We start from the raw sequence: 25,919 nt of genomic DNA on the forward strand, positions 1-25,919 counted from the left end.
GTCCTGCTCGTCTTCGTGCTCGTACCCGTACTCGTGCTCGCGTGCGTCGTTCCCCGTGCCGGTGTCATGTCTGCTCCAGCAACTCGTTCGCGAGGCGCCGGCCCAGGGCCCGTGGGTCGTCCACCGGCCCGTTCGCCGACAGCCGCCGTACGCCACCGTCCTGGCCCAGCGCTCCCCGGAGCCACAGCTCCGGCCCGTCCTCACCTTCGACCACCTCGGCGAGCGCGCCGACCGGAGCCGTGCACCCTGCCTCGAGCGTGGCCAGCATCTGCCGTTCGGCCGTCACCGCGGCGCGAACCGCGGGATCGTCCAACGGCGCAAGGGCTTTGAGCACCGCGTCATCGTCGTCGCGGCATTCGATGCCCAGGGCACCTTGTCCCGGTGCCGGCAGCACCTGGATCGGATCCAGCGTCTCGGTGACCTCCGAAAGCCGGCCCAACCGGGCCAACCCTGCCCTTGCGAGCACCACCGCGTCCAATTTGCCATCCGTGACCATTGCTATCCGCGTGTCGACATTGCCGCGGATCCCGGTCAGTTCCAGGCCCAGTCCGAGCGCCTCCAGCTGCGCCACCCGGCGCGGCGAACCCGTCCCGACCAGCGCCCCGGTCTGCAGCTCACCGAGGCTCAGCCCGTCGCGGGCGACCAGCACGTCGCGCGGGTCCTCCCGAAGCGGGATCGCGCCGAGAGTCAGGCCCTTTTCCGGCGTGGTCGGCAGATCCTTGAGCGAGTGCACGGCGATGTCGATCTCACCGGCCAGCAGGGCGTCACGCAGTGCGCTGACGAAGACGCCGGTACCACCGATCTGCTCCAATGGCGCGCGGTTGGTGTCGCCGATGGTGACGATCGGGACCAGCTCGACCTCGTGCCCGAGGGCCCGCAGCTGGTCGGCCACATGGGTCGCCTGGGCGGTCGCGAGCGCCGACCTGCGCGTTCCGAGCTTGATCATGCGGGATCACCTCCGGTTGCCTGCGAAGTCTTGGGAGCGGTGACCGCGTCCACGGTGGCGGGATCGAGCGCGAACAGCTCCCGCAGCGCGTCGGCGTAGGTCGGGCCGCCCGGATCGGCGGCCAGCTCCTTCACCCGGACGGTCGGCGTGTGCAGCACCTTGTCGACCACCCGCCGGATGGTCCGGGCCACCTCGCCGCGCTGGATCTCGTCCAGCCCGGGCAGCTTGCGATCCAGCCTGGCCAGCTCGGCGTCGACCAGCTCGCTGGCCATCGTCCGGAGCGCGACCACGGTCGGCAGCACCGACGCGGCGCGACGGGTCGCCTCGAAGGCACCTGTCTCCTCGTGGACGATTCGCCGTACCTCGTCGATGTCGTCCGCGCTGCCACCCGCCGTGCCGGCGAGATCGGCGAGCGTCACCAAGGTGATGCCCTCGATCCGCGCGGCCGCGGGATCGACATCCCGTGGTAGCGCGATGTCCAGTACGCCGAACGGCCGTCCGTCCGCGGCGTCGCGAACCATCTCTTCGGTCAGCACGACGCCCCGCGCACCGGTGCACGAGACGATCAGGTCGGCCTCGCGCATCGCGGCGGGGACGTCGGCGAGCTTGATCGCCGTACCGCCGATCCGGTCTGCCAGCGCGACGGCGCGGTCGTAGTTGCGGTTGGCGATCGTCACGCTCGCCGCGCCGCCGTTGAGCAGTGTCTGGGCCGCCAGCGAAGCCATCGAACCGGCGCCGACGACCAGGGCGCGGCGGCCTTCGTAGCCACCCACGGCCTCGAGTCCGGCGGAGACGACCGACCGGCCGGCCGCGTCGATACCGGTCTCGGTGCGGGCCCGCTTGCCGACCCGCAAAGCCTGCTGGAACAGGGGGTTCAGGGCGGAGCCGATCGTCTCCAGGTCCTGGCCGATCCGCAGCGTCTCCTTCAGCTGGCCGAGGATCTGGCTCTCGCCGACGATCATCGAATCCAGCCCGACGCCGACCTGGAACAGGTGCGAGACGGCACCTTCCTCGAAGTGCACGTAGAGGTGCTCGGCCAGATCGAGCAGCGGTACGCCGGTGACATCGGACAGGATCGCGGTGACCTCGTCCATGCCCGCGTGGAAGCGGTCGACGTTCGCGTAGACCTCGGTCCGGTTGCAGGTGGCCAGGACGGCCGACTCGGTCACCGCCGGGGTGTGCTGGACCGCGAGCGCGAGCTTGGTGGCCGCGTCCGGATCCAGGGCCACTCGCTCGAGCACAGAGATGTCAGCAGACCGGTGCGAGATACCGACGACCAGATAACTCACCGGCCGACACCCCCACCGACGCTGGGCAGATCGGAGACCACACCGTTCCTCGCTGGCAGTTCGGGCACCTCGGGGAGCGCCGCCTCTCCGGACTTTCGTTGTTCGTGGTACGCCAGGATCTGCAACTCGATCGAGAGGTCCACCTTGCGGATGTCGACACCGGCCGGCACGGTCAGTACCACCGGTGCGAAGTTGAGGATGCTGGTCACCCCGGCTGATACAAGCCGGTCGCAGACCTCCTGGGCCGGACCGGCCGGAGTGGTGATCACGCCGATCGAGACCCGGTCGGCCGCGACGATCTCCTCCAGCTCGGCGAAGTCCCGGACGATCATGTCGCCGATCTGCTCGCCGACCAGGGTCGGATCCGCGTCCAGCAGGGCGACGATCCGGAAGCCGCGGGTGCCGAAGCCGGAGTAGTTGGCCAGCGCGTGGCCCAGGTTTCCGATCCCGACGATGACGACGGCCCAGTCCTGGGTGACGCCGATCTCGCGGGCGATCTGGTAGCGCAGGTACTCGACGTCGTAGCCGACGCCGCGGGTGCCGTAGGAGCCCAGGTAGGACAGGTCCTTGCGCAGCTTGGCCGAGTTGACCCCGGCAGCGGTCGCCAGATCCTCGCTCGACGCGGTGGCGATGCCACTGTCCGACAAGGCGGTCAGGGCCCGCAGGTACACCGGCAAGCGCGCGACAGTGGCCTCGGGAATGCCGCGTTCGGTTCTCGTCGGCGCGCCGGGGCGACGGCTGCGGGCAGGCGTCACAATTCTCCTGGCCTAGGGATGGTACTTGGGGTGGTTCGCAAGTCACCGCCTCACGGCTGGCGACACCCCACTCTAGGAGCTTGTGAACGTGAGAACAAAATCGAGAACCGCGCAAGTGGTCAAGAGCACTAACTTGTCAAGGCCCTCTTCAGCCTGACCGGGTCGACCCGCCAGAAGTCGTGCTGGCGGCCGTCGACGAAGGTGACCGGGATCTGTTCGCCGTACTCCTTGAAGAGCTGCTCGTCCTGGGTGATGTCGATCTCACTCCAGGTGACCCCGAGCTCGGCACAGACCTGGGCCACGATCACCCGGGCGTCGTCGCACAGGTGGCAGCCGGGCTTGCCGTAGAGAGTGACCCGGTCGCTCATCGGCCCGCCTCGCGCAGCCGGCCCTTCGCGACCTTGCCGGTGACCGAGTGCGGCAGGTGGTCGACCACCTCGATCTCGACCGGGCACTTGAACCGGGCCAGCCGCGTCCCGGCGTACTCGCCGATCGCGACCGGGTCGAGCGCCGCGCCGGTGGCCGGTACGACGAAGGCCTTGACCGCCTCGCCGGTGTCCTCGGACGGTACGCCGATGACCGCCGCCTCCCGCACCCCCGGCGCCTGGACGAGGACCTCCTCGACCTCGCTCGGGAACACGTTGAAGCCGGACACGATGATCAGCTCGCGGAGCCGGTCGACCAGGAACAGATCGCCGTCGGCGTCGAGGAAACCGACGTCGCCGGTGCGGTACCAGCCCTCGTCGTCCGGGCCGTCGACACCGTCCGGCCAGTAGCCGGAGAACAGGTTCTTGCCGCGGATCAGGATCTCGCCGGGATCGTCACCCTCGACGTCCTCGCCCTGCTCGTCGGCGATCCGCAGGTCGACTCCCGGCAGCGGCCGGCCGACGGAGCCCGGCTTCGGGTCGTGCTCGCCGAGCGTCGTGGTGACGCCGGGCGAGGCCTCGGTCAGGCCGTAGCCCTGGTGCACGAACAGCCCGCTGGCCTGCTCGAACCGGTCCGCCAGCCCACGTTCGAGCGTCGACGCGCCGGTGAGGACGACCTTGACCGTACTGAGCGCTTCCTTCAGGTCCGGCCGGGCGATGAACGCGTTCAGTGCCGGTGGCGCGAGCGGGAGGCGGGTCACGCCGTACTGGCGGATCAGATCGATCGTGCCGGTCGAGTCGAACCGCCGGTCCACGATCAGCGCCGCGCCCGTCGCGACGGCCCAGCCGAGCACCGCGTTGAGGCCGAACGCGTGGAACATCGGCAACACGCCGAGCACCACGTCCTCGGGGCCCATCCGGTCCTCGCCGAGGTCGGCCAGATTCTGGACGTTCGCGCCGAGCGCCCGGTGGGTCAGCATCGCCGCGCGCGGGTCGCCGCTGGTCCCGGACGTGTAGAGCAGGACCGCGAGGGCCTCCGGGTCGGTCTGCGGCGTAAGCGGAGCGTCACCGGTGAGCTCGCCGGGCCGGACCACTCTGACCCCTTCGAGCTTGTCCGCGAGGTCCCCGTCGGCGACCGCCAGGCGGGCTCCGGAGTGCGCGATGACGTTGCCGATCTCGCCCTTGGTCAGGCCCGTGTTGAGTGGTACGGCGACCAGTCCGGCGCGAAGACATCCCAGGTAGGAGGTCACGAACTCGATGCTGTTCGCCATCAGCAGCACCACCCGGTACCCCGGTACGAGACCGGCCGCCGAGTACCCCCGGGCAGCCGCGTCGACGGCCTCGTCGAGCTGGCCGTAGGTCAGCCGCCGATCCCCGTCGACCAGCGCCTGACGTTCGCCGTGACGTCGCGCTGTGTCACGAAGAACATCCGCGAAGTTGAAGTTCACCAGGCGAGTCTGTCACGAGACCGCTAGGGTCTTTTCTGTGACTCGACCAACGACGCGCGATCTGCGCGCCCGGTCGGTGCTGGCCGGGGAGGCGAGTGCCGCCGCCGCCGAACTCGAGGCGGCGCTGCAGACGCCGCCGGTGACCCACGCGGCCGCGTTCTTCGACCTGGACAACACGATGCTGCAGGGCGCCTCGGTGTACCACCTGGCCAGAGGTCTGTACCGGCGCAAGTTCTTCACCGGCGCGGAGATCGCCCGCAAAGCGGTCGACCAGCTCCGGTTCCGGCTGCAGGGCGAAACGCCCGAATCGGTCGCGAACGCGCGCTCGTCCGCGCTCTCGTTCATCGCCGGGCACCGGGTGGCCGAAGTACAGATCCTGGTCGAGGAGATCTTCGACGAGCTGATGGCCGACAAGATCTGGCCGGGCACCAAAGCCTTCGCCCAACAGCACCTGGACGCGGGCGAACGGGTCTGGCTGGTGACCGCCTCACCGGTCGAGGTGGCCCGCCTGATGGCTCGTCGGCTCGGCCTGACCGGAGCGCTGGGAACGATTGCAGAAACGCGTGACGGGGTCTATACAGGGCGTTTGGTCGGCGATATCTTGCATGGTCCGGCGAAAGCGGAGGCGGTCCGCGCGCTGGCGGCGCACGAGGGGCTTCACCTGGCCGATTGTGCGGCCTACTCGGATTCGGTCAACGATCTGCCGATGCTCGAGTTGGTGGGCCACCCCTGCGCGATCAACCCCGATTCCAGGCTCCGCCGGCATGCCGAGGTGGCGGGCTGGAAGGTGCGCGATTATCGGACCGGACGGAAGGCGGCACGCCGCGCGCTGTTGACAGCGGGTGCTTCAGGCGTAACGCTCGGTGCTGTCTCAGCCGCTGTGGCCATCCGCGGCAGTGTCTTACGAGAACGTGTCATTTGCGGGCGTGTCAGACGCAGACGTGTCAGTTGAACGGGGAGAGAACTTGACGACGCCGGAGCCAAGCCCGGACGGGATGAGACGCGCAGAGCTCGTCGATCGCGCCCAGGCAGGGGACGTCGGTGCGTTCGGCGAGCTGTACGACGAGTACTCGCTGACCGTGTATCGCTACATCTACGCGCGGGTGTCGTCATCGGCGCTCGCGGAGGACCTGACCAGCGAGACGTTCGTCCGGGCGCTGCGCGCACTGGACTCGTTCCGCTGGCAGGGCCGGGACTTCGGCGCCTGGCTGGTGACGATCGCCCGGAACCTGATCACCGACCACTACAAGTCGGGCCGGGTCCGGCTCGAGGTGGTCACCGACGAGATCGAGACGCACGACCGGCAGACCGAGGGCCCGGAGGTGGACGTGCTGGCCGCGGCCACCGCCGAGGTGCTGCGGGACGCCGTGGCCGCGCTGCCCGAGGAGCAGCGCGACTGCCTGACGATGCGATTCTTCGCCGGTCTTTCGATCGCGGAGACGGCCAAGGCGCTGGAGAAATCCGAGGGCGCCGTCAAGCAACTGCAACTGAGGGCCGTCCGGCACTTGGCGAAGGTTATCCCCAAGGACTTGAGGTGAGGAGGATGACAACGAATGTCTTTCGTAACCCGTCAGGGAGTTTCCTCGTTTGCCTGTGTGAGGACCTTTCGGTGACCCCGATCGGCCATTGAGGAGAACGAGAACTCATGAGTGACCTACACAGGGCTCGAGCGCGCGCGGAGACCTTCGCGCACGCCGTCGATCACGGGCCCCGTCACTCTTCGCGACTGAGCGATGACCCTGAGCTGATGGATGCTGTGGAGCTGGTCGGACGGCTGAGGACCGCCGGCGCAGTGACACCGCGACCGGAGTTCGCTGCCGAGCTGAGGCACCGCCTCCTCGAGCAGGCCGCGGCGCGAGCCGCGACGAATACTCCGACCGTGGTACCCAGCATTCCGGACAGCTCGGACGATCCGCCCGAGCGCGAGGACGACGACGCGTCCGTGACAGATATCCGCCATCGTCACGGCCGGCGGATCCGGCTGGTGGCCAGTACCGCCGCGCTGGTCCTGCTCGGAGGTGGCATCGGTTCTGCCGCCGCCGCTCAGCAGGCGATGCCCGGCGACGCGCTGTACGGGATGAAGCGCGGCATCGAGAACGTCTCCACCAACGTCAGCGTCGGGGACGGTTCCCGCGGCCGGCGTGAGCTCGACCATGCCAAGACCCGGTTGTCCGAGATCCAGGCGCTGGTGAACAACGGTGGCGACGCGGCCACCATCAACAGCACCCTGGCCGACTTCACCATCCAGGCGCGCAAGGGCATCACCAGGCTCGTCGCGTCGTACCAGCAGGACGGCGATCCGGCCTCCATCGCGGAGGTCACCGCGTTCATCACCAGCGCCCGCCAGGCCATCGGTGAGCTCGCTCCGAAGTTGCCACCCGAGTCGCTCAAGCCCGCTGTCGAGGCGTTGTCGATGCTCGAGCAGCAGGCCAACCGAGCGGCCACGACGTGCCCGAAGTGCGACAAGCCGAAGCCGGCCAAGAACGGCGGCCCGGCGCCCGCGATCAACCCCGGCACCGAGCCGAGCACGCCCATCAAGGCGGGCTCGTCGCCGACCGGCAAGACCACGACAGCGCCGTCGGCCAAGCCGCCGAGCTCCGGGGTCACCACGGTTCCCTCCGAGACGGTGGACACCACCATCGTCGAGAAGCCGACCAGCAAGCCGACCGATCTGAAGACGCCACCCAAGCCGTCGACGAAGCCGAGTTCGACACCGTCGGGACCGACCGTCCCCACGCTGCCGACCCCCGGCACGCCGAGCTGGCCCTGGCCCTTTCCGACGCTGAACCTCCCGACGATCAACCTCCCGGGCGTCCTCCAGACGCTCCTACCACCCTGGAACTAACCGTTCCGATCACTTCCGAAGAGCCCGGCTTCGCCAAGAAGCCGGGCTCTTCCCCTGCCCGGCCCCAACCCCGTCCGGCGGGCTTGAACACCATCCGGTGGCCTTGAACACGTTATTTCTTGTTCAAGGTCGCCGGGTGGTGTCCGAGGACGCCAGTTCTGGCGGGAGTGGGGAGGGGAGGGGAGGGTGTTCGGCGGGGCGCGGGTTAGAAGAAGACGCTGCGGCGTTGCATCAGCAGGGTGTAGAGGGTCTGCTGGATGGTTTCGCGGACCTGGTCGGTGACGTTGAAGACCAGCATCGGGTCGTCGGCGGCGCCGTCGGGGAACTCGTCGGTGCGGATCGGCTCGCCGAACTCGATCAGCCACTTCGACGGCAGCGGGATCAGGCCGAGCGGGCCGAGCAGCGGGAAGAACGGCGTGACCGGGATGTACGGCACCCCGACCAGGCGGGCCAGCGACGCCATGTTGCCGACCAGCGGGTAGATCTCCTCGGCGCCGACGATCGAGCACGGCACGATCGGTACCCCGGTCCGCATGGCCGCGCTGACGAAGCCGCCGCGACCGAACCGCTGCAGCTTGTACCGCTCGCTGAACGGCTTGCCGAGTCCCTTGAAGCCCTCCGGCCAGACCCCGACCAGGTTGCCCTGCCGGAGCAGCCGCTCGGCGTCGTCGTTGTTGGCCAGCGTCGCCCCGCCCTTGCGGGACAGCTCACCGACGAACGGGGTCTTGAACACCAGGTCCGCGGCCAGCGTCCGCAGCGGCCGGTTGGTGTGGTCGGCCACGACCAGCTGGGTGATCAGCCCGTCGATCGGCATCGTGCCGGAGTGGTTCGCGACGATCAGCGCGCTGCCGGTCTCGGGGATGTTCTCGATCCCGCGCACCTCGACCCGGAACCACTTCTCCGCCAGCGGGCGCAGGAACTTCAGCATCACGTGGTCGGTCAGGTCGGGGTCGAAACCGAACTCGTCGACCTCGTACTCCCCCGTCAGCCGCCGGCGCAGGAACGCCAGGAACTCGGCCAGCTGCCGCTCCCCGTCGGCCCCCAGAGTGTCCCGGACGATCTTCTCGAACCGCGCGAAGTCCTGCAGCCCCGCGGCCGCCGTCTGCTCGGCGCGCTCGTCCGCGTCCGGAGTCACCTGGACCACGGGATCCGGGGCGTCGGCCATCCGGCGGCGCTTCCCTGACTTCTTGGCCCGGCCCGGGCCAGCCTCGTCGGCCTGGGCGGCCTCCGGCCGGGCATCGGCCTTGGCCGCTCGGCTGCGGGCTCGCTCTGCCCTGTCCTTGGCTGCGTCGGGGCCGGCGAGGGCGCGTGCGGCGGCGGACGGGGTGGTGCGGCGTCCGCTGCCGCGGCCTGGGCGGCCGCCCGATCCGATCGGGATGACGTCGGCGTCAGCCACGCAGTGCTCCCAGTCCAGCGGTGAGCAGGCGGGAGGCCTGCGTGACGGCGCCGGTACCGAGGTGGGCGCGGAAGTCGTCGAAGGCTGCGGCGGTCGTGTACTCCGGCTCGAAACCGAACTCGGTCCGCATCCGGGTGGTGTCCACCGCCCGGCCGTAGGTCAGGAAGGTGATCTGGTCCGGCGAGAAGTCGGCCAGCCGGGCTCGACGTACAACGGCCGCTGTACTGGCTGCGGTGAAGGACGGGAGCCGGAACGCGGGCCGGCCGAGGCGACGGATCGCCTGGGACAGCGTCACCACGCCGTCGCCGGCCAGGTTGAAGGTGCCGGGCAGATCGTTCGCGGTCGCGTGATGGATCGCCTCGACGCCGTCGTTCTCGTGCAGGAACTGGAGCCGGGCGTCGAAGCCGAACACGGTCGGCACCACCGGCATCGCGAAGTACCGGGTGATCGGGGAGTCGGTCTGCGGGCCGATCCAGTTGGCCATCCGCAGGGTGGTGACGCAGACGTCGGGGCGGCGCCGGGCGAACCCGCGCACATACCCCTCGACCTCGACCGCGTCCTTGCTCAACCCGGTCTGGTGGATCGCCCGCGGCGCCATCTCCTCGGTGAACATCGCGGGGTCACGCGGACCGGCGCCGTACACCGTGGTCGACGACTTGACCACGAGCTTGCGCACGCCGGGCGCCTTCTGGCACGCGGCGAGCAGCTGCATGGTGCCGATGACGTTGATCTCTTTCATCGACGACCGTCCCCCGGCGCTGCCAGGGGTCGCCACGACGCCCGTGTGGACGACTGTGTCGACGTCCTCACCGGCGATGACTTTCGCGATGACGGGGTTGCGGATGTCGGCCCGGACGAACCGGACCCGGCCGAGCTCAGCGCGCGGCGGCACCACATCGATGCCGATCACGGTGTCGATCTCGGGGTCGGCGGCCAACCTGCGGGCACAGCGAGCACCGGCATCCCGAGAGACGCCGGTAACCATCACTACCTGTGCCACGAGTGACCCCCAGCCAGACAGCAAAAACCCCATCGAACGCCGCCCTGGACCTCCAGGACGGCGCACAGTGCAATTAGAGCTAGGGCTACTTGCCGAGCTTGCGGCGCTGCACCCGCGTCTTCTTCAGCAGCTTGCGGTGCTTCTTCTTCGCCATCCGCTTACGGCGCTTCTTGATTACTGAACCCACAGTTGGACCTTCCAAACTTAAAGAGAGCGTCAGGAAAGACTACCTGTAGGTCACCTCCCTGACCTAAGTGAGCCTGCTCCCCCGCCTGGATAGGATGGTTTCTCGTCGACTGGGGAGGCCTCGATGGGCGCTCGCTACAACGGTCTGGCCGATTGGTACGACGCCCGATTCGTCGCCGGAGCACCACGCCACCAGCCCGGTCTGCTGGAGCTGCTCGGCCCTGGTTCGGGCCCCTGCCTCGACCTCGGCTGCGGCACCGGGCGCAACTTCGACACCATCCGCGACAGCGGCCGCACGGTGGTCGGGGTGGACCGCTCGTCCGACCAGCTCCGGCTGGCACGCACCCGCACCGCCGGCCCGCTGATCGAGTCGGACGCCGCGCTGCTGCCTTTTGCTGACAGCTCCTTCGACACGGTGATCGCGATGTGGATCTCCACCGACCTGGACGCCTTCACCGGCGCCCTGGGCGAGGCAGTCCGCGTACTACGCCCTAGCGGGTTGCTGGTCTGCTACGGAGTCCACCCGGCCTTCAACGGCCCGCACGCCCAGTGGAACGAGGACGGTACGCGACTGATCCACCCGTCGTACCGCACCGCCGGATGGCACGACGACTCACCCACCGTGGCCGACGACGGCATTCGCAGGCGCGTCGGCATGCGCCATCTCCCGCTCCCTGACCTGCTCAACGCGTTCCTCCGGCCCGGCCTGACCCTCGAACGCGTCGAGGAGCCCGAAGGCATGCCGGTACCGCACGCCCTCGCCCTCAAGGCCCGCCGCAACTGAGCCGGCCCGACTGGCCGTGCTGGGCCGTAGGCACGCGCCACCGGACTATCGTGCTGGTACCAGCGTCGGGGAGGTGGCAGTGCAGAGGGATCCGTCGCCGCGGGAGCCGGTTGACTCTGATGTCGATCTGCGGCATCCGGTGGGGGCCGTGCCGGTCAGGCGAGGCGAGGTTGCTGTCCTCGGGGTGATCGCGGTGGGTGGGGCGATCGGGGCTTCGGCGCGTTATGGGGTTGGGCTCGTGTGGCCGACCGGGGCGGGGTCGTGGCCTTGGGCAACGATGGTGATCAATGTGGTGGGGTGTGCGCTGATCGGCGTACTGATGGTGCTGGTGTCCGAGGTGTGGGTCGGGCAGCGGTTGCTGCGGCCGTTCGTGGGGACCGGGATTCTGGGAGGGTTCACGACGTTCTCGACGTACGCGGTCGACCTGCAGCAGTTGCTCGCCGATGGGCAGGCGCTGACCGCGCTGGGGTATTTGTTCGCGACCGTGGCCGGGGCGATCGCCGCTGTCTTCGCCGGTACGCACGTCACGCGCGCGCTCGTCCGCCGGAGCCGTCGATGAAGGTCCTGTTCGTCATCGCGGGTGCTGTCGTCGGTGCTCCGCTGCGCTATCTGACCGACCGCGCCGTTCAGGCGCGGCACGACAGCGACTTCCCGTGGGGCACCTTCACCGTCAACGTCGTCGGCTCGGCGATCCTGGGCTTCGTCGTGGGTGCGAGCACGGCGGCCGATGCACCGCATTGGGTCCAGCTCCTCGTCGGTACGGGCTTCTGCGGCGCGCTGACGACGTATTCGACCTTCTCCTACGAAACGCTGCGGCTCTGGGAACAGAACGCCAGACTCGCAGCCGCCGCCAACGTCATCGCCAGCATCCTCGCCGGCCTCGGCGCTGCCTATCTGGGCCTGGCGATCAGCGACAGCATCTGGCGCTGACTCAGCGCACCTTGGCCGGGTGGACGGTCAGGGTGAACTCTCCGGCCAGATCGCCATCGATACGCATCAGCTCACGCAGTACGGCGTCACCGAGTGCTCCTCGTACTTCGTCCGCCGAAGCGAGCGCGCGCTCCGCAAGCGCCGCAACGGTCGTCTGCTCGGCGCCTCCCCAAAGAGCGATCGACATCAGGTCGGAGGTGAAGGAGGCGTACTTGCTCCTGCTCTGAAACACCTCGAGCGTGCTCAGCGTCTCGGCCGGAATCCTCAATACCTCCTGAGGCAGCGGCGACGCTGGTGATCGGCGGTAGCGGTCGCCATCGAAGGTGAGATGGCCGAGTGCGGTGAACAGCGGCGGCAGCATCCGCCGGGTGGTCGGCGCTGGCCGGCCGAGCTGTTCGGCGGCGGCCGTGAGGGTCATCAACTGGTAGCCATGATCGGCCGGCGTCAGTGGCTGATCCAGCCAGTCATCACCCCACGAGTGCGCCGCAGCCCACTCCGCCAGCTCTTCCAAGGACGTCCCGGCCTCGTCTCTGCTGACGTAATCAAGACTGCTGATCACCCCGGAAGCCGCATAGCCCAGCAGAAACTCCCAGCCCTGGTCCCCGGCCAGCACGGCCGGCTCGCTTCGCCTGAGCCAGCGCGGCGGCTCCTCCTCAGCGACCGGCCAAAAATCCAACTGCCACAGGCTCCAAGGACCGATCAGGTCACCTTCCTCATCCGTCGCACTCGGTCGAGGAAGTTCTTGGCGGGCGATGCGAACCCGGTACGAACCGGGGGCACCGAGTTGAAGGTGCTCCTCGGGCCAGGAACCCGTCACCGTGGTCAGACCGACCACGCCGCTGGCGCTGCGATACGGAAGCTCGACCAGGTCTCCCCACTCAAGTGGCTCGTCGAGGTTCGGTGGGGCGTCGTGGACCTGGATGCGGACGTGGCAGGTGAGATCGCCGGAGGCTGTTTCGAGCCAGCCGGCGCCGGTGCGGGCGATCGTGCCGCACGGCTGGGCATCGGTGGCGTACTGCTCCAGCAGCCCGGCGTTGCCGTACTCGACGTATCCGCTGTACGTGTCGCGCACCGTCAGCGTTCCGGACTCCGGCAGGTAGTCGTCATCTTCGAACGTTCCCAGCACCGCCATCCACCCACGCTAGCCGTTTTGGACGGCTAATCGATCCTTCGGTACCACGCCGCCAGCCGCTCGGCCCGTGCACTTCCTTCAGCGGCAAGCGCGTCCAGGACCGGAAGTATCGAGGTCAGCCGCGAGATCTCCAGAATGGTGCCCTCACCCAGCGACTTCGTCTCCAGCACCTCGACGAGCACGCGGACAGCCGTCTCGACGTCGCCGGTCACCTTGAACCACGCTTTGGCGGCCTGGACCCGGATGTCGATCCACGGGCTCGGCTCCACCTCGGACAGCAGCGTCCGCAGTACCGGCTCGGCGGCCCGCGCGGCCGGGCCCAACTGATCGATCCACATCAGGGCCAAGTAGTCGAGCCCGTTGCCGCCCTCTCCGACGGCCGGCTCGTTCGGCGACACCTTCGTCGACCGCCTGGGGTGATCGGTGATCACCGAGACCAGGACCGGCACCACTTCATCGGCCGGGTGCTCGAGCACCATCAAGGCCCGGGCCGCCCAGACCCGCGACTCCAGATCACTCCCTGCGCAGACCGTCAGCAGAGCTGCCCGTACCTCCGGATCCGCGCCGCCAACCCGCCCGAGCTGCGCACAGATCATCAGCATGACCTTGATGACGTCCGGGTTGCGGGTGGTCTGGGCCCCGCTGAACTTCAGCAGAGCTAGCAGCTTCTCGATCAACTCGGGAATCACCGCTTGCTTGTCCGGGAAGGCGTTCACCAACTGTTCGAGCTGGTCGAGCTGCTTCTTCTGCCGAAATCGGGCGACCAGCGCTGGGGTCAGCGCGGCCGCGTGCTCGGTCGCCGACGAGAGGAGCCCACTCGAGTTCTTCACGAGCCGCCGGTCGGCCAACTCCAGCAGGAGTTGCTCCGCCCGCGCATGCCCAGCGCCGACGAGGATCCTGCGCAGGTCGAGCGTCGGCGTCCGGTCGTACAGGTTCGCGACCTGCTCGAGCAGCCCGACCAGGCGACGATCGCTGCGGTCCCAGGGGATTGGGCCGTCCGGTCCCTTCCGGCTCCGGAACCAGATCCCCAGATCCGGTACGCCGGTCGAGACGATCCCCAGGTCGGTCGTCGCCACCAGTTCGATGATCCGCGGCACCAGCTCGATCGCCAGCTCCGGATGCGTCTGGTACAGGTGCGTGGCCATCAGGACGAGTGAGCCAGGGTTGCCGAACAGCGTCGGGTCGGTCGCCCATGGGAGGTCGAGCATGCGCTGCAGCCAGTGCTGCAGGGGCGGTCGGAGGCAGCGTCGGCTGGACCGCCCAGAGCGCCCAGGAGCCGCCACCTTCTGCCCAGGGCAGCTCCATCGTCATCGTCCGGCCGGCCGGACCGACGCAGAGCACCAGCGCGTCGAGCACCTGCTCGGGGATCTCCGGGCCGCCATCGTCCTGCCGGTGCAGCGACACCAGCACGGTCTGCCGATCCTGCAGCGCCAGCGCGGTCTGTCGGTGCCGCAACGTCAGCCCGTACGCGGCGCCGAGCCGGTCTGTGTCGGAGTTGCCCGGCTCCGTGAAAGCCAGCACTCGCTCAGCGTCCCGGTCGGCGAGGCTGACCAGGAGCGTCATCCGGGTTGCCGCGTCCTCTTCGTCCGCCAGCCTGTTCAGCAGCTGCGTCGTGATGTCGTCGTCGACGTACGTGAGCAGATAGGCGGTGATCCGCCGCACCACCGGGTCGGGGTGCCGCAGACAGCCGAGCAGCGGTACGAGTCCGACGGAGTACACGGACTCAAGCAGCTGTTCCCACTGCTCTCCCTCGGCCGGCCTGGCGCGCTGGAGCTTCTCCCCGAGAGCAGCTTTCAGTCGCTCCAGCGCACTGTGGTTGAGCGGACCATGCTCGCCGTACTCGTCCAAGTCGTCGTCGAAGTCCGCTGCCAGCTTCCGGCGGTCGAATCCCATCGCCACTCCCCACCTCGTCGAGAAGGGCGATAATACGGCTTATCAGGTGCACTCCGGTCAGTTGTTGTGGAGGCGGACGGGCATCAGGATGTAGCGGAAGTTGGTCAGCGGGTCCTCCTCCAGGTCGGTGGCGCCGGTCAGTTCGGCGGGCTTGGTGGGGTGGGTGAAGGCGAGTTGGGCCACCGGGGTGCCGATCGCGTGCAGGCCGTCCAGTAGGTACGTCGGGTTGAACCCGACCGTCACCGGCTCACCGATCAGCCGGGCCTCGATGGTCTCGGACGCTTGCGCCTCCTCGCCGTTGCCGGCGTCGAGGGTTGCTCCCTCGTCGCTGAAGGTGATGCGGATCGGCGCATTGCGCTCAGCCACCAGCGCGACGCGCTTCACCGCCTCGACCAGCGTCGCCGTGCCGACCCGGACCCGGGTCTGGATCGCGTCCGCGGCCGGCATCAGGTTGCGGACCTTCGGAAAACTCCCGTCCAGCAACCTGGTCGTCGTCCACCGCGCCCCACCGGACACCTCCCCCGCAAACCCAGCCAGCCCATCCCCACCAGCAGCATCCTGATCAAGCGAAAGCGTGAGAGCCGACCCGGTCATCGCCTTGGCGGTATCCGAAAGCACCCGAGCAGGAATCAAAATGCTGGCCGACACCGAGGCAGGCGTCACCACCGGAGCCGGGGCTGACGCCGGAGGCGGGGTGGTGGCCGTGGTCGATGGCGCGCGCGTGGCGGCCGGTTCCCACTCCAGTTCTCGGATGGCTAGGCGGTAGCGGTCTGTTGCTAGGAGGGTGATGGTGGAGCCTTCGATTTCCATGCTGACGCCGGTGAAGGTGGGCATGGTGTCGTCGCGGCTGGCCGAGCCGGCTACCTGGGCGACCGCTTGAGCGAAGACCTCGCTGCGGAGCGCACCGCTGGTCGGTGGTTGTGGTGGTAGCTCCGGATACTCCTCGACCGGCAGGGTTTGCAGCGTGAAGCGGGCCGTGCCGCAGGTCAGCAGTGCCTTCGCTCCGTCGACGCTGAAGTCAATCGCTTGATGTGGAAGGCTTTTCACGATGTCGGCGACCAGTCGGCCCGACACCAGGCAGCGCCCAGGATCCGCCACTTGAGCCGGCAGAGTCACCCGATGCGACGTCTCGTAGTCGAAGCCCGACAGCGTCAGCTCCCCCTCCGACGCCTCCATCAGCAACCCCGCCAGAATCGGCACGTTCGGCCGGCTGGGCAGACTCTTCCCCACCCACGCCACCGACTCCACCAGCAGATCCCGCTCCACCCGTACCTTCATGCCGACCGCCTCCCAGCTTCCTCACTGGGTTCCACTCAAGCACCGGCCACCGACAGTTTCCGCAGCCACCAAATCAAGTACAGGCCTGACCACCGCCCTGCTAATCTGGACGGCGTGAACAGCTTCCCGTCGCAGCAGATGATGCCCCGCTAGCGCGGGGTTCAGCGACGGACGTATTCGATCCGAGACCCCGAGTCGGGGCCTCGTTCGCGTTTCACCGGGCGGCGTCGTCCCGGCTCTCCTTCCATCCCAGCAGGAGATTGACGATGACGCGTTCCTATCTGACCACCACCATCCCGTTCGTGAACGCCCGCCCGCACCTGGGCTTCGCCCTCGAGCTGGTCCAGGCCGACATGCTCGCCCGGCATCGCCGTCGCCGCGGCGACGAGGTCCGTTTCCTCACCGGAACGGACGACAACTCCCTGAAGAACGTGCTGGCCGCCGAGACGGAAGGCATCCCAGTACAAGAGTTCGTCGACCGCAACGCGGCAGCCTTCGAAGCACTGCGCGAGCCACTCGACCTGTCCTTCGACGACTTCATCAGGACCAGCAGCGACCCACGCCACCGGGCCGGGGTCGAGCGCATCTGGCAGCGCTGCGCCGACGCCGGCGACCTCTACCGCAAACACTACGAGGGCCTGTACTGCGTCGGCTGCGAACAGTTCTACCAACCGGAGGACCTCACCGACGGCCGCTGTCCCGATCACGGCACCGAGCCCCAGCTCGTCGCCGAGGAGAACTGGTTCTTCCGCCTCTCCCGGTACTCCGAACAGCTCCGCGACCTGATCACCAGCGGCCGACTGAGGATCGAGCCGGCCACCCGGCGCAACGAAGTACTGGCTCTGATCGACGGTGGACTGCACGACTTCTCCGTCTCCCGGTCGCAGCGCCGGGCTCGCGGCTGGGGCATCCCGGTCCCTGGCGATCCGGACCAGGTCGTCTACGTCTGGTGGGATGCCCTGGGCAACTATGTGTCAAGTCTCGGCTACGGCACCGACGGCTCCGACCTGGAGCATTGGTGGCAGACCTCCGACGACCGGATTCACCTGCTGGGCAAGGGAGTCGTCCGCTTCCACGCCGTCTACTGGCCTGCGACCCTGCTCTCAGCCGGGCTGGCCCTGCCGACCGAGATCCTCGTCCACGACTACCTCACCGTCGACGGCCGGAAGATCAGCAAGTCAGCCGGTACCACGATCGACCCGGCCGACCTCGTCGACGAGGTCGGCACCGACGCCGTCCGCTGGTGGCTGCTCCGCGACGTCCCGAGGATCGGCGACGCGGACTTCACCCGCGAACGCCTGATCGCCCGCAGCAACTCCGACCTCGCCGGCGGCCTCGGAAACCTCGTCAACCGCGTCGTCTCCCTCATCCACCGGTACTACGACGGCCGGGTACCCAACCTCCGACCGGCACCCGGCGAGCTCCGGACCGCCGTCACCAACGCACCCGCCCAGATCGAGACCGCCCTCGCGAACTACGACTTCCGCAAAGCGGCCACCGCACTGTGGGACATCGTCGAATCCGCCAACCGCTACATCGAGACCACCGAGCCCTGGCAGCTCGCCAAGACCCAGGATCCCTTGCTCGCAAAGGTCCTGGCCACCCTCCACCACGCCTGCCTGGCACTGGCCGGAGAGCTGTCACCCTTCCTCCCGAGCGCGGCCGCCCGCATCACCACCCAGTGCACCCCGATCGACGGCGTCCTCCCGCCCGCGACCCCACTGTTCCCCAGGCTCACCTGAGCTCAACGGCAAACTCAGGCTGCGTGGACGTGCTCTGCGGTACTGCGTACTGCGGCCAGGGCGGACTCCAACGCGGGGTGGAGTAGGCGGCCATCGCGTTTGACGGGGTTGCCGGCGACGAAGACGGTGTCGATGTTGCCGGGATGAGCCGAGGTGACGACAGTGGCGATCGGGTCGTGGAGGCCGCCGACGAGGTTGATGTCGGACGCGCGGAGGAGGATCAGGTCGGCCTGCTTCCCCGGGCGCAACGAGCCGATCTGGTCGGCCATTCCGAGCGCCCGGGCGCCGTCCAGGGTGGCGATCCGGAGTACCTCGGCGGCTGTCATCGTCTGGTAACCGAGGGCGAGGACCGAGCGCATCGCGTTGAACATGTCGCCCGGCGCGGTCGTCACCACGTCGATGCCGAGGCCGGTCGTGACGCCGGCGGCCTTGAGCCGGCCGGTCATCGGGTCGCCCATCTCCATCCGCGCCTCGACCGCCGGGGTGACGGCGACCGCCGCGCCGGAGTCCGCGATCAGCTTCAGCTCGGAGTCGGGCAAGTTGTTGCCGTGGATGTAGAGGACGGCGGAGCGCAGCAAACCCTTGTCCTGCAGTAGTTGCAGCGGGTACTGGGCCAGCGGGCCGCTCATGATGTGCACGACGACCGGCGCGCCGAGCTCGGCCGCCAACGCCCAGTCAGCCTGCGTGAGCTCGAAGGGAGCGAACGCTGGCCCGATCGCGGCGAGCGCCGGAGTGATCAGCCCGGACGCCCGGTCGACGACGTGCCGCATCCCGGCCGGATCGACCGGTAGGCCCGCCGTGGCCGACTGGCCGTAGCCGAAGACCGCGCGGATGCCGCTTGACGCCAGACCGTCCAGAGCCGCGTCGGTGTGGTCGCGGCTGTGTTGCACGTGCGAGTAGTCCTGCACGGTGGTGATCCCCGCATCCAGGCACTCCAACGCACCCGCAAGGTTGCCAGCAGCAACATCCTCCGGCCGGTACTTCGCGCCGTACCCGCCGAGCACCTGCTCGATGTACCCCATCAGGTCGGTATCGACCGCAGTCCCCCGCAGGGCCGTCTCCCACAGGTGACGATGGGTGTCGACGAAGCCGGGCAGCACGATCCGGTCGGTCGCGTCGATCACCTCGGCATCGGTGGCGTCCAGGCCGGGACCGACGGCGGCGATCCGGCCGTCCTCGATCAGCACGTCGGTGTCGTGATGCACGGCGACGGTCGGCTCGGTGTCGATCACGAGTCCGCCACGCAGCAGCGTTCGGTTCATCCCCGATCAATCCCCTCACTAGAAAGCTTTATTGAAAGCTATCATCAAAGGCAGATAGGCTGTCAACCACAGCGAGCGACGGGTGGGAGCGATGACGGCAGACCGGGTGGACCAGTTGATTGCGGCGTGGGAGCGGGAGTTGCCGGCCGTGCTCCACCCGACGACAGAGCTGACCAAGCGGCTTCTGCTGCTGGCCGCCGCGGTGGACGAGTCGACCCGGGCGGTCCTGCCCGAGCTGGGGCTGACGATGGCGGAGTTCGACGTGCTGGGCACGCTGCGGCGCTCAGGCGAGCCGTGCCGGATGAAACCGACCGAGCTCAGCCGGAGCCTGCTGCTGTCGTCCGGCGGCACGAGCAATGTGGTCAATCAGCTGGCCAACCGCGGGCTGGTCGTCCGCGAGCCCGACCCGGAGGATGGTCGCGGCACACAGATCCAGCTGACCGACGAGGGCGTCGCGATGGCCGAGAAGGCGGTGCTGGCGGGCGCGGCGGCGCACGCGGAGGTCTGGGCGGACGTACCGGCAGAGGTCTTGGAGGCCGCCACCACCGCGCTGCGCGCGCTCCATCGAGCGGTCTGACCGGGGGATCTGAACAGGCGAAGCGGCCGGTCCCTCGAGGGGAGTCCGGCCGCTTTCGCTTCTCGTGGTTATCCGGTTTGGAAAAACGCGCCCTTGAGGTAGTCGTGCACCGCGCCCTCAGACACCCGGAACGACCGACCCACCCGCACCGCGGGCAGTTCGCCGGAGTGCACCAACCGGTACACCGTCATCTTGGACACGCGCATGGCCGTGGCGACCTCCGCCACGGTCAGAAACTTCACCTCGGCGAGCGGCGACTCACCACCGGACTTCTTTGATGCCATAACGCACCGCACTTCCAGCACGAGTCGTGCGCCGGCTTCCCCTCCGGCACCTCCGCGCGTGCATGAACAGAGCGTAGTGGCTGTTGGTGCGAATGGGAAAGAGGGTGCCTGGTGTGACTGGATGGTTCATCCAGATCAGAGTGTCGCAGCAGCCGGATCCGGGCCCGGTCTAGTACGTCGGATCGAGCCCGAGCAGCGGGAAACTGATGTCCCGGGTCGCCTTGATCGAGCGGTCCAGCCAGGTGTCGGGGTTGTACCCGGTCGACCAGTCCGCGTACGTCGGAGCCCGGCCGTCCGTCATCCGCATCGGCGCGACCCGGCCGAATCGGATCTGGATGTCCTCGCGCCACGACTCGGGCACCGCCGTCTCCGGGTCGATCGGCTCGCCGGCCACGATCGCCAGCAGATGGGTCCAGGCGCGCGGTACGACGTCGATGATCGCGTAGCCGCCGCCACCGGTCGACACCCACTTGCCGTCGCAGACCTGGTGGGCGAGGTCGTGCAAGGCCAGGTACGCCGCTCGCTGCCCGTCGACCGTCTTGGTCAGGTGCGCCAGCGGGTCCTCGGCATGGGAGTCGCAGCCGTGCTGGGTGACGAGCACCGACGGCTTGAACGCCTTCACCACGTCCGGCACGATCGCGTGGAACGCCCGCAGCCAGCCCGCGTCTCCGGTACCAGGCGGCAGCGGGATGTTGACCGCAGTGCCCTCCGCATCCGGCCCACCTGTCTCCCCCGGCCCACCCGTGCCCGGGAACAGGGTCGTCGGCGACTCGTGCAGGCTCACCGTCAGTACCCGCGGGTCGTTGTAGAACACGGTCTGTACGCCGTCGCCGTGGTGAACGTCCACGTCGACGTACGCGACCCGCTCGGCGCCGTGGTCGAGCAGCCACTGGATCGCGACGGCCGGGTCGTTGTAGACGCAGAAGCCGCTGGCCATCCCCGGCATCGCGTGGTGCAGCCCGCCGGAGATGTTGGCGGCGTGCAGCACGTCGCCCTCCCAGACGGCCCGGGCGGCCTCGACGGACGCACCGACCACATGCGCCGACGCTTCATGCATCTGCGGGAAGCAGTACGTGTCGTCGGTACCGAGGCCGTGCTCCGGATCCGGCTGATCCGGATCCTCCCCGGCCCGCTTCACGGCCTCGATGTACTCGGCCGTGTGCACGGTCCGCAGCAGCGCGTCATCCGCCACCGGCGCCGGCACCACCTTCAGCTGATCCAGTACGCCGAGCGCCCGGGCCAGCCGAATCGTCAGATCCACCCGGATCGGACTCATCGGATGCCCATGCCCGAAGTCGTACGCCGTCAGCCCGTCGTCGAAGACCAGCATCGCCTCACCGCTCATGCCCCCGACCTTAGCCCGCAAGCGCGGCACAGGCCTCCGCTCAGCCGATCGCTTGTGTCTATCGAACCGGTTGACCTCAACTTACGTTGAGGTTGCGGACCGCCCGGCATGAGCTGGGGGTTCGAGGACAGCAGTCGCCGGAACGTCGCGGGTGGCTAGTGGCGGGGTGGGCGTAGTCCGGGCTATGGTTTTGGGGTGAACGAGTTCAACTTGCAGCAGTGGTGGGCCGCTTAGGCGGACCCTCCTGCGTTCACGCGCATCCAAAAGGCCGCCTCGCCGAGGCGGCCTTTTTGTATGCCCGTCGGTCGGTGAGGCCCGATCGACAAAGGACAAGACCATGACCTCGCTTTCTGGCATCACCCCCTCCGGCCGGCTCACGCTGGGCAACCACCTCGGTGCGCTGCGGCGGTTCACCGATCCGGACGGGTTCTACTTCGTGGCTAATCAGCATGCGATGACGACCAAGCATGATCCGCGGCGGCTGCGCGCGCTGACCCGGGAGATGGCGACGCTGATGCTCGCCGCCGGGTTGCCGCCGGGAACGGTGTTCGTGCAGTCCGACGTACCGGCGCATGCGCAGCTCGCGTATCTGCTCGAGTGCACCTCGTACGTCGGGGAGTTGTCGCGGATGATCCAGTACAAGGAGAAGGGCCGGGGCAGACCGATGACCCGCGCCTCGCTGTTCACCTATCCGTGCCTGATGGCGGCGGACATCCTGTTGTACGGAACGGATCGCGTCCCGGTCGGCGGCGATCAGGACCAGCACGTCGAGCTGGCGCGCGATGTCGCGATCCGGTTCAACCGGGAGTACGGCGAGACGTTCGTCGTACCGCAGCTGCAGAAGGCCGCGCTGGCGATGCGGATCAAGGACCTCGCCAACCCCACCGCGAAGATGAGCAAGTCCGACGAGGACAACGCCGTCGGTACGATCCGGCTGCTCGACCCGCCGGACGTCATTCGCCGGCAGGTCATGCGCGCGGTGACCGACTCGGACGGCGAGGTGCGCCACGACGAGGAGACCAAGCCCGGCATCACCAACCTGCTGGAGATCCTGGCCGCCTGCACCGACGGCGATCCGGTCGAACTGGCCGGCTCGTACGAGACGTACGGCGCCCTCAAGTCCGACGTCGCGGACGCCGTGCTGGCGGTCATCGAGCCCCTGCAGAAGGAGTACGCCCGGCTGGCATCCGACTCCGGCGCCGTCGACGCGGTACTCGCCCAGGGGCGGGATCGGGCGATCGAAGCGAGCGCACCACGACTCCGGGCGGCGACTGTCGCGATGGGTTTGGCAGGATCGACGATGTGAGACTTCGAGTGGCGACGTTCAACATCCGGAACTCCTCGGCTCCCGACGGCGACGACTCGTGGGTACTACGCCGCGAGGCGACCGCGGCCGCGATCGAGGAGTTGGCGGCCGACGTGGTCGGGTTGCAGGAGGTGCTGCCCGACCAGCTGGCGTATCTGCGCGAGAGGTTCGCGCAGTACGAGATCGTCGGGGCCGGACGGGATGACGGCGTCCACGCCGGCGAGCACTCGGTGGTGATGATCCGGCCAGGTGACTGGCGGCTGGACTCGCACGAGACGCGGTGGCTGTCCGCGGACCCGTCGACGCCGGGGTCGGTCGGGTGGGACGCGGATCTCACCCGGATCGCCACCCTCGTGCGGATGCAGCACACCGACGGCACGCGGGTCGGCATCGTCAACACCCACTACGACCACATCGGCGAGGTCGCGCAACTGGAGTCGTCGAAGCTGATCGATCGCTGGACGGCCGCCGAGCCGGACCTGCACTGGGTCGTGCTCGGCGACCTCAACGTCGAGCCGGAATCCCTTCCCCTGAAGGTGTTCCTGGAGGCGGGCTGGCGGGACGCGGTACCGGCGACGGCCGGTGGTACCTTCCACGACTTCACCGGCGCGACCGACCGCGAACGCATCGACCACGTCCTGGTCAGGCAGAGCGGCCCGGCCGGCACGAGCTGGCAGGTGATCGATGCCGAGGTCTCGCACTACCGGCCGGGCGGCCGCCTGCCGAGCGACCACTGGCCGGTCGTGGCGACCCTCGAGCTCTGACCCTCAGACCTTTTCGAAGACCTCTGTCCTCAACCGCTCGAGCTGGTCGAAGCGGCGCGCGCCGGTGCCGAGGGAGCCGTCCGGGACCAGGAACTCGTCGATGCCGGCCGCTGGATAACGAGAGACCACGTCGAGCACGTACTCAGCCGAGCCCATGATCGTCGGGCGGCCGGCCGCGAGCAGGCCGTCCCGCCGGCCCTCGGCCTCCGTGTCACCCGGCTCGATGATCTCGATCAGTGCCTGGGTCGAGCGGCGAACCGTCGACGGGTCGCGGCCGATCCGCTCACAGTGCTCGCGGAACACGCTGCCCTTGTGCTCGGCGAGCTCCGGCAGACCCCAGTGGTTCCACTCGTCGGCGTACCTCGCAACGATGCCCAGGGCAACCTTTTCGCCAGAGGCGCCGATCAGGATCGGGAGCTTAGCCGGCTTGGGTTCCAGCGGCGCCTCGGTGAGCTGGTAGTACTTGCCGTCGAAGGTCGTCCGGTCCTCGGTGAGCAGCCCGGTGATCACCTGGCAGGCCTCCTCGAACCGGGCCAGCAACTCCTTCACCGGCGGCAGCTCGATCCCGTACACCTGGTGTTCGTTCACCTGCCAGCCCGCTCCGAGGCCGAGGACGAACCGGCCGCCGCTCATCTGGTCGAGGGTGGCCGCCTGGTTCGCCACGACGGCCGGGTGCCGGTAGGTGTTGCCGAGCACCATCGAGCCGATCCGGACCCGCTCGGTCTTCACCGCCAGCCCGGCCAGCAACGCGAAGCACTCGTTCATCGGGACCGAGAAGTCACCGTTGTTCATCATGAAGTGGTCGGCCATCCAGACGGCCGACCAGCCGGTCCGTTCGGCGTACTCCGCGCCGTCGAGTACTTCCTGCCAAGTCCGGGTGGCGCTGGGCCAGAGGGAGAAGTCCATACCCCGACTTTATGCACTCTCCTGGGCGGCCAGCACGGCCTCCCCGTTGTCAGCGGCCCAGGTGGTGAGCATCCGGATCGGCTCCATCAGGGTCTTGCCGAGCTCGGTCAGGTCGTACTCGACCCGGGGCGGTACGCCGCCGTAGTCGTGTCGCGTGACCAGCCCGTTGGTCTGCAGCCGGCGCAGGGTCTGGGTGAGGACCTTCTTCGAGATGCCACCGATCAGGTCGACCAGTTCACCGTGCCGCCGCGGCCCTTCGCTGAGTCCCCACAGCACCACGACCGCCCACTTGTCCGCGATCACCTCGACCGCCAGCCGTGCCGGACAGTCCGCCAGGAATACGTCACCGATGCCGTCCACGCTCACCAAGGGTACTCAGGGGTTCCCGTTGCGCTGTCTAGCGTCGACAGCATGATCCCGTTGCCCGAAAGCACTCATCGGCTCTTCGCCACCGACAACCACGCCGTCCTCGTCACCGTCGACGCGGACGGATCTCCGCAGGCATCACTCGTCTGGGCCGAGCGCGACGGCGACCAGGTGCTGATCGGGATGGAGGGGTACCAGCGCAAGGCAGCGAACCTGCGCCGCGATCCCCGCGTCACAGTGATCATCGAGGACGACCAGCCCAGCCGGCGTGGGCTCGCACAGTACCTGGTGATCCGTGGCCGCGCAGAGGTCACCGCGCCGGAGATCGGTGAGGAGTGGACCGCGTTGATGGACAAGCAGGCGCAGCGGTACCTGGGCAAGGACTACCCGTTCGAGAACCGGTACTCCGAGACGGCGGTGATCGCCCGGGTCACGCCGGAGAAGATCACCGGCGAAGGCCCATGGGCAGCGCGAGGCTAGAGCAGATGCCAGCGGAGCAGGAAGGCGCCGACGGCGAGCACCAGGTAGGCCAGGACGAACACGACGCCGATGCCGGGACGCGGGCGGGAGCGGCGTACCGGCTGGTCGTCGGCTGCGGCGCGGGCCGCTTGCATGACGGCGGCGGAGTCGAGGGTCTGACCCTTGGCGATGCCGTTGATCTCGTTCTCGTCCTTGCCGCTGGTCAGCACGACGGAGTCGTCGACGATCTCGATGTCGTCGACGTCCTGCCAGGCGAGGCTGCGGACGAGCAGGCTGGTGCGGGCCTTCAGGGCGGTGGCGGTGATCTCGACCCGGTACAGCACGACCCCACCGGCGACCCGGACGACGGAAGCGCCGATGATGGTAAAGAGGCCGACCGCGAGGAAGTCCCGGGCGCCCATCCAGAGCCAGGAGTTCAGCGCCGGAACGGCAATGAATGGCACCACGAACAGTGCCCAGGCCCACCACGGCGCCGGATCCAGCGGCACCCGCCACGGGAGCTGCGGCAGGGCCGCGCCGTCGGCGGTGAAGGAGCCGTCGTCGAAGGAGCCGGCCTCGGTCGCAGGGCGCGCGGCAGCGTCATCGGTGCCGCTCGAACGATTTCCCATGGGCGGGACCTTAGACCCCTCAGCGTGGATTA

At 68.6% G+C, this 25,919-nt stretch carries 29 protein-coding genes; 12 read left to right on the forward strand and 17 right to left on the reverse strand.

Annotated elements, in window-relative coordinates:
- Positions 1–64 precede the first annotated feature (64 nt).
- From hemC to AB0M15_RS04115, 5 genes are all read right to left on the reverse strand, one after another.
- A complete protein-coding gene (hemC, locus tag AB0M15_RS04095) occupies positions 65–946 on the reverse strand; it encodes a hydroxymethylbilane synthase (protein WP_363813664.1) in 882 nt (293 codons plus the stop codon).
- Positions 943–2,235, reverse strand: a complete 1,293-nt coding sequence (locus AB0M15_RS04100) for a glutamyl-tRNA reductase (RefSeq protein ID WP_363813666.1) — start codon at positions 2,233–2,235, stop codon at positions 943–945. Before AB0M15_RS04100 ends, hemC begins: the two co-directional genes overlap by 4 nt.
- A complete protein-coding gene (locus tag AB0M15_RS04105) occupies positions 2,232–2,990 on the reverse strand; it encodes a redox-sensing transcriptional repressor Rex (RefSeq protein ID WP_363813668.1) in 759 nt (252 codons plus the stop codon). Before AB0M15_RS04105 ends, AB0M15_RS04100 begins: the two co-directional genes overlap by 4 nt.
- Positions 2,991–3,118: 128 nt before the next feature.
- Positions 3,119–3,358 carry a glutaredoxin family protein gene (locus tag AB0M15_RS04110; protein WP_363813670.1) on the reverse strand — a complete coding sequence of 80 codons (240 nt, stop codon included), beginning with the start codon at positions 3,356–3,358 and terminating at the stop codon, positions 3,119–3,121.
- Entirely contained in the window at positions 3,355–4,803 is a 1,449-nt protein-coding gene (locus tag AB0M15_RS04115) for an AMP-binding protein (protein WP_363813672.1), read from the reverse strand. The genes AB0M15_RS04110 and AB0M15_RS04115 overlap by 4 nt, the downstream gene beginning before the upstream one ends.
- A 37-nt stretch (positions 4,804–4,840) precedes the next feature.
- Here AB0M15_RS04115 and AB0M15_RS04120 point away from each other — a divergent pair, with 37 nt between their 5' ends.
- The 3 genes from AB0M15_RS04120 (at position 4,841) to AB0M15_RS04130 (ending at position 7,648) form a co-directional block, all read left to right on the forward strand.
- Positions 4,841–5,755, forward strand: coding sequence for an HAD-IB family hydrolase (locus AB0M15_RS04120; RefSeq protein WP_363813674.1), 915 nt, complete (start codon positions 4,841–4,843; stop codon positions 5,753–5,755).
- Between the two features lie 43 nt (positions 5,756–5,798).
- On the forward strand, positions 5,799–6,341 hold the full coding sequence (locus AB0M15_RS04125) for a sigma-70 family RNA polymerase sigma factor (protein WP_020388025.1): 543 nt from the start codon (positions 5,799–5,801) through the stop codon (positions 6,339–6,341).
- Between the two features lie 209 nt (positions 6,342–6,550).
- The gene (locus tag AB0M15_RS04130) at positions 6,551–7,648 is read left to right on the forward strand and encodes a DUF5667 domain-containing protein (RefSeq protein WP_363813676.1); all 1,098 of its coding nucleotides are present in this window, start codon (positions 6,551–6,553) and stop codon (positions 7,646–7,648) included.
- 205 nt (positions 7,649–7,853) lie between these two features.
- On the opposite strand, the gene AB0M15_RS04135 is transcribed toward AB0M15_RS04130, so the two are convergent.
- The 3 genes from AB0M15_RS04135 to AB0M15_RS04145 all read right to left on the reverse strand — a co-directional run bounded on the left by AB0M15_RS04135 (position 7,854) and on the right by AB0M15_RS04145 (position 10,231).
- On the reverse strand, positions 7,854–9,044 hold the full coding sequence (locus AB0M15_RS04135) for a lysophospholipid acyltransferase family protein (RefSeq protein WP_363813678.1): 1,191 nt from the start codon (positions 9,042–9,044) through the stop codon (positions 7,854–7,856).
- On the reverse strand, positions 9,037–10,044 hold the full coding sequence (locus AB0M15_RS04140) for an NAD-dependent epimerase/dehydratase family protein (protein WP_363813680.1): 1,008 nt from the start codon (positions 10,042–10,044) through the stop codon (positions 9,037–9,039). The genes AB0M15_RS04135 and AB0M15_RS04140 overlap by 8 nt, the downstream gene beginning before the upstream one ends.
- 85 nt (positions 10,045–10,129) lie before the next feature.
- A complete protein-coding gene (locus tag AB0M15_RS04145) occupies positions 10,130–10,231 on the reverse strand; it encodes an AURKAIP1/COX24 domain-containing protein (RefSeq protein WP_008356322.1) in 102 nt (33 codons plus the stop codon).
- A gap of 123 nt (positions 10,232–10,354) precedes the next feature.
- Here AB0M15_RS04145 and AB0M15_RS04150 point away from each other — a divergent pair, with 123 nt between their 5' ends.
- The 3 genes from AB0M15_RS04150 (at position 10,355) to crcB (AB0M15_RS04160) (ending at position 11,944) form a co-directional block, all read left to right on the forward strand.
- Positions 10,355–11,014, forward strand: a complete 660-nt coding sequence (locus AB0M15_RS04150) for a class I SAM-dependent methyltransferase (protein ID WP_363813682.1) — start codon at positions 10,355–10,357, stop codon at positions 11,012–11,014.
- A gap of 73 nt (positions 11,015–11,087) precedes the next feature.
- Positions 11,088–11,573 carry a fluoride efflux transporter CrcB gene (crcB, locus tag AB0M15_RS04155; protein ID WP_363813684.1) on the forward strand — a complete coding sequence of 162 codons (486 nt, stop codon included), beginning with the start codon at positions 11,088–11,090 and terminating at the stop codon, positions 11,571–11,573.
- Entirely contained in the window at positions 11,570–11,944 is a 375-nt protein-coding gene (crcB, locus tag AB0M15_RS04160) for a fluoride efflux transporter CrcB (protein ID WP_363813686.1), read from the forward strand. The genes crcB (AB0M15_RS04155) and crcB (AB0M15_RS04160) overlap by 4 nt, the downstream gene beginning before the upstream one ends.
- A 1-nt stretch (position 11,945) precedes the next feature.
- Here crcB (AB0M15_RS04160) and AB0M15_RS04165 read toward each other — a convergent pair whose 3' ends face one another.
- The gene (locus tag AB0M15_RS04165) at positions 11,946–13,076 is read right to left on the reverse strand and encodes a DUF6042 family protein (protein ID WP_363813688.1); all 1,131 of its coding nucleotides are present in this window, start codon (positions 13,074–13,076) and stop codon (positions 11,946–11,948) included.
- Positions 13,077–13,102: 26 nt separating this feature from the next.
- Positions 13,103–14,284: a hypothetical protein gene (locus tag AB0M15_RS04170; protein ID WP_363813690.1), complete on the reverse strand. Its 1,182-nt coding sequence runs from the start codon at positions 14,282–14,284 to the stop codon at positions 13,103–13,105.
- A gap of 184 nt (positions 14,285–14,468) precedes the next feature.
- Here AB0M15_RS04170 and AB0M15_RS04175 point away from each other — a divergent pair, with 184 nt between their 5' ends.
- Positions 14,469–15,002: a hypothetical protein gene (locus tag AB0M15_RS04175; RefSeq protein WP_363813691.1), complete on the forward strand. Its 534-nt coding sequence runs from the start codon at positions 14,469–14,471 to the stop codon at positions 15,000–15,002.
- A gap of 24 nt (positions 15,003–15,026) precedes the next feature.
- Here the strand turns inward: AB0M15_RS04175 and dnaN are convergent, their stop codons facing one another.
- Positions 15,027–16,247, reverse strand: a complete 1,221-nt coding sequence (gene dnaN, locus AB0M15_RS04180; RefSeq protein WP_363813693.1) for a DNA polymerase III subunit beta — start codon at positions 16,245–16,247, stop codon at positions 15,027–15,029.
- A 266-nt stretch (positions 16,248–16,513) separates the two neighbouring features.
- Here dnaN and metG point away from each other — a divergent pair, with 266 nt between their 5' ends.
- The gene (gene metG / locus AB0M15_RS04185) at positions 16,514–17,989 is read left to right on the forward strand and encodes a methionine--tRNA ligase (RefSeq protein ID WP_363813695.1); all 1,476 of its coding nucleotides are present in this window, start codon (positions 16,514–16,516) and stop codon (positions 17,987–17,989) included.
- Between the two features lie 14 nt (positions 17,990–18,003).
- On the opposite strand, the gene AB0M15_RS04190 is transcribed toward metG, so the two are convergent.
- Positions 18,004–19,251, reverse strand: a complete 1,248-nt coding sequence (locus AB0M15_RS04190; RefSeq protein ID WP_363813697.1) for an amidohydrolase family protein — start codon at positions 19,249–19,251, stop codon at positions 18,004–18,006.
- A 91-nt stretch (positions 19,252–19,342) separates the two neighbouring features.
- Between AB0M15_RS04190 and AB0M15_RS04195 the strand changes: the two genes are divergently transcribed.
- Positions 19,343–19,828, forward strand: coding sequence for a MarR family transcriptional regulator (locus AB0M15_RS04195; RefSeq protein ID WP_363813699.1), 486 nt, complete (start codon positions 19,343–19,345; stop codon positions 19,826–19,828).
- Positions 19,829–19,896: 68 nt separating this feature from the next.
- Here the strand turns inward: AB0M15_RS04195 and AB0M15_RS04200 are convergent, their stop codons facing one another.
- Positions 19,897–20,112, reverse strand: coding sequence for a helix-turn-helix domain-containing protein (locus tag AB0M15_RS04200; protein WP_343975667.1), 216 nt, complete (start codon positions 20,110–20,112; stop codon positions 19,897–19,899).
- Between the two features lie 169 nt (positions 20,113–20,281).
- Positions 20,282–21,457, reverse strand: coding sequence for an acetoin utilization protein AcuC (locus AB0M15_RS04205; protein WP_363813702.1), 1,176 nt, complete (start codon positions 21,455–21,457; stop codon positions 20,282–20,284).
- A 337-nt stretch (positions 21,458–21,794) separates the two neighbouring features.
- Between AB0M15_RS04205 and trpS the strand changes: the two genes are divergently transcribed.
- Positions 21,795–22,763 carry a tryptophan--tRNA ligase gene (gene trpS, locus AB0M15_RS04210; RefSeq protein WP_363813704.1) on the forward strand — a complete coding sequence of 323 codons (969 nt, stop codon included), beginning with the start codon at positions 21,795–21,797 and terminating at the stop codon, positions 22,761–22,763.
- Positions 22,760–23,527 carry an endonuclease/exonuclease/phosphatase family protein gene (locus AB0M15_RS04215; RefSeq protein WP_363813706.1) on the forward strand — a complete coding sequence of 256 codons (768 nt, stop codon included), beginning with the start codon at positions 22,760–22,762 and terminating at the stop codon, positions 23,525–23,527. The genes trpS and AB0M15_RS04215 overlap by 4 nt, the downstream gene beginning before the upstream one ends.
- 3 nt (positions 23,528–23,530) lie before the next feature.
- On the opposite strand, the gene AB0M15_RS04220 is transcribed toward AB0M15_RS04215, so the two are convergent.
- Together AB0M15_RS04220 and AB0M15_RS04225 are read right to left on the reverse strand one after the other, a co-directional pair.
- A complete protein-coding gene (locus AB0M15_RS04220) occupies positions 23,531–24,433 on the reverse strand; it encodes a TIGR03560 family F420-dependent LLM class oxidoreductase (RefSeq protein WP_363813707.1) in 903 nt (300 codons plus the stop codon).
- A gap of 9 nt (positions 24,434–24,442) precedes the next feature.
- On the reverse strand, positions 24,443–24,793 hold the full coding sequence (locus tag AB0M15_RS04225; protein ID WP_363813709.1) for a helix-turn-helix domain-containing protein: 351 nt from the start codon (positions 24,791–24,793) through the stop codon (positions 24,443–24,445).
- A 51-nt stretch (positions 24,794–24,844) separates the two neighbouring features.
- On the opposite strand from AB0M15_RS04225, the gene AB0M15_RS04230 reads away from it, so the two are divergent.
- Positions 24,845–25,279: a TIGR03618 family F420-dependent PPOX class oxidoreductase gene (locus AB0M15_RS04230; protein ID WP_363813711.1), complete on the forward strand. Its 435-nt coding sequence runs from the start codon at positions 24,845–24,847 to the stop codon at positions 25,277–25,279.
- On the opposite strand, the gene AB0M15_RS04235 is transcribed toward AB0M15_RS04230, so the two are convergent.
- On the reverse strand, positions 25,276–25,887 hold the full coding sequence (locus AB0M15_RS04235; RefSeq protein WP_363813713.1) for a hypothetical protein: 612 nt from the start codon (positions 25,885–25,887) through the stop codon (positions 25,276–25,278). The genes AB0M15_RS04230 and AB0M15_RS04235 overlap by 4 nt on opposite strands.
- Positions 25,888–25,919 lie beyond the last annotated feature (32 nt).

The organism is Kribbella sp. NPDC051718, from assembly GCF_040681515.1.
Taxonomy (GTDB): Bacteria; Actinomycetota; Actinomycetes; order Propionibacteriales; family Kribbellaceae; genus Kribbella.

Excerpts from the sequence above, each read along its gene's own strand:
- AB0M15_RS04170 (WP_363813690.1), bottom strand. The coding sequence starts at position 14,284 with ATGCTCGACCTCCCATGGGCGACCGACCCGACGCTGTTCGGCAACCCT.
- AB0M15_RS04110 (WP_363813670.1), bottom strand. The coding sequence starts at position 3,358 with ATGAGCGACCGGGTCACTCTCTACGGCAAGCCCGGCTGCCACCTGTGC.
- AB0M15_RS04205 (WP_363813702.1), bottom strand. The coding sequence starts at position 21,457 with ATGAGCGGTGAGGCGATGCTGGTCTTCGACGACGGGCTGACGGCGTAC.
- AB0M15_RS04235 (WP_363813713.1), bottom strand. The coding sequence starts at position 25,887 with ATGGGAAATCGTTCGAGCGGCACCGATGACGCTGCCGCGCGCCCTGCG.
- AB0M15_RS04150 (WP_363813682.1), top strand. The coding sequence starts at position 10,355 with ATGGGCGCTCGCTACAACGGTCTGGCCGATTGGTACGACGCCCGATTC.
- AB0M15_RS04165 (WP_363813688.1), bottom strand. The coding sequence starts at position 13,076 with ATGGCGGTGCTGGGAACGTTCGAAGATGACGACTACCTGCCGGAGTCC.
- AB0M15_RS04130 (WP_363813676.1), top strand. The coding sequence starts at position 6,551 with ATGGATGCTGTGGAGCTGGTCGGACGGCTGAGGACCGCCGGCGCAGTG.
- hemC (WP_363813664.1), bottom strand. The coding sequence starts at position 946 with ATGATCAAGCTCGGAACGCGCAGGTCGGCGCTCGCGACCGCCCAGGCG.
- AB0M15_RS04125 (WP_020388025.1), top strand. The coding sequence starts at position 5,799 with ATGAGACGCGCAGAGCTCGTCGATCGCGCCCAGGCAGGGGACGTCGGT.
- crcB (WP_363813686.1), top strand. The coding sequence starts at position 11,570 with ATGAAGGTCCTGTTCGTCATCGCGGGTGCTGTCGTCGGTGCTCCGCTG.
- AB0M15_RS04200 (WP_343975667.1), bottom strand. The coding sequence starts at position 20,112 with ATGGCATCAAAGAAGTCCGGTGGTGAGTCGCCGCTCGCCGAGGTGAAG.
- AB0M15_RS04230 (WP_363813711.1), top strand. The coding sequence starts at position 24,845 with ATGATCCCGTTGCCCGAAAGCACTCATCGGCTCTTCGCCACCGACAAC.
- AB0M15_RS04220 (WP_363813707.1), bottom strand. The coding sequence starts at position 24,433 with ATGGACTTCTCCCTCTGGCCCAGCGCCACCCGGACTTGGCAGGAAGTA.
- metG (WP_363813695.1), top strand. The coding sequence starts at position 16,514 with ATGACGCGTTCCTATCTGACCACCACCATCCCGTTCGTGAACGCCCGC.
- dnaN (WP_363813693.1), bottom strand. The coding sequence starts at position 16,247 with ATGAAGGTACGGGTGGAGCGGGATCTGCTGGTGGAGTCGGTGGCGTGG.
- AB0M15_RS04195 (WP_363813699.1), top strand. The coding sequence starts at position 19,343 with ATGACGGCAGACCGGGTGGACCAGTTGATTGCGGCGTGGGAGCGGGAG.
- trpS (WP_363813704.1), top strand. The coding sequence starts at position 21,795 with ATGACCTCGCTTTCTGGCATCACCCCCTCCGGCCGGCTCACGCTGGGC.
- AB0M15_RS04190 (WP_363813697.1), bottom strand. The coding sequence starts at position 19,251 with ATGAACCGAACGCTGCTGCGTGGCGGACTCGTGATCGACACCGAGCCG.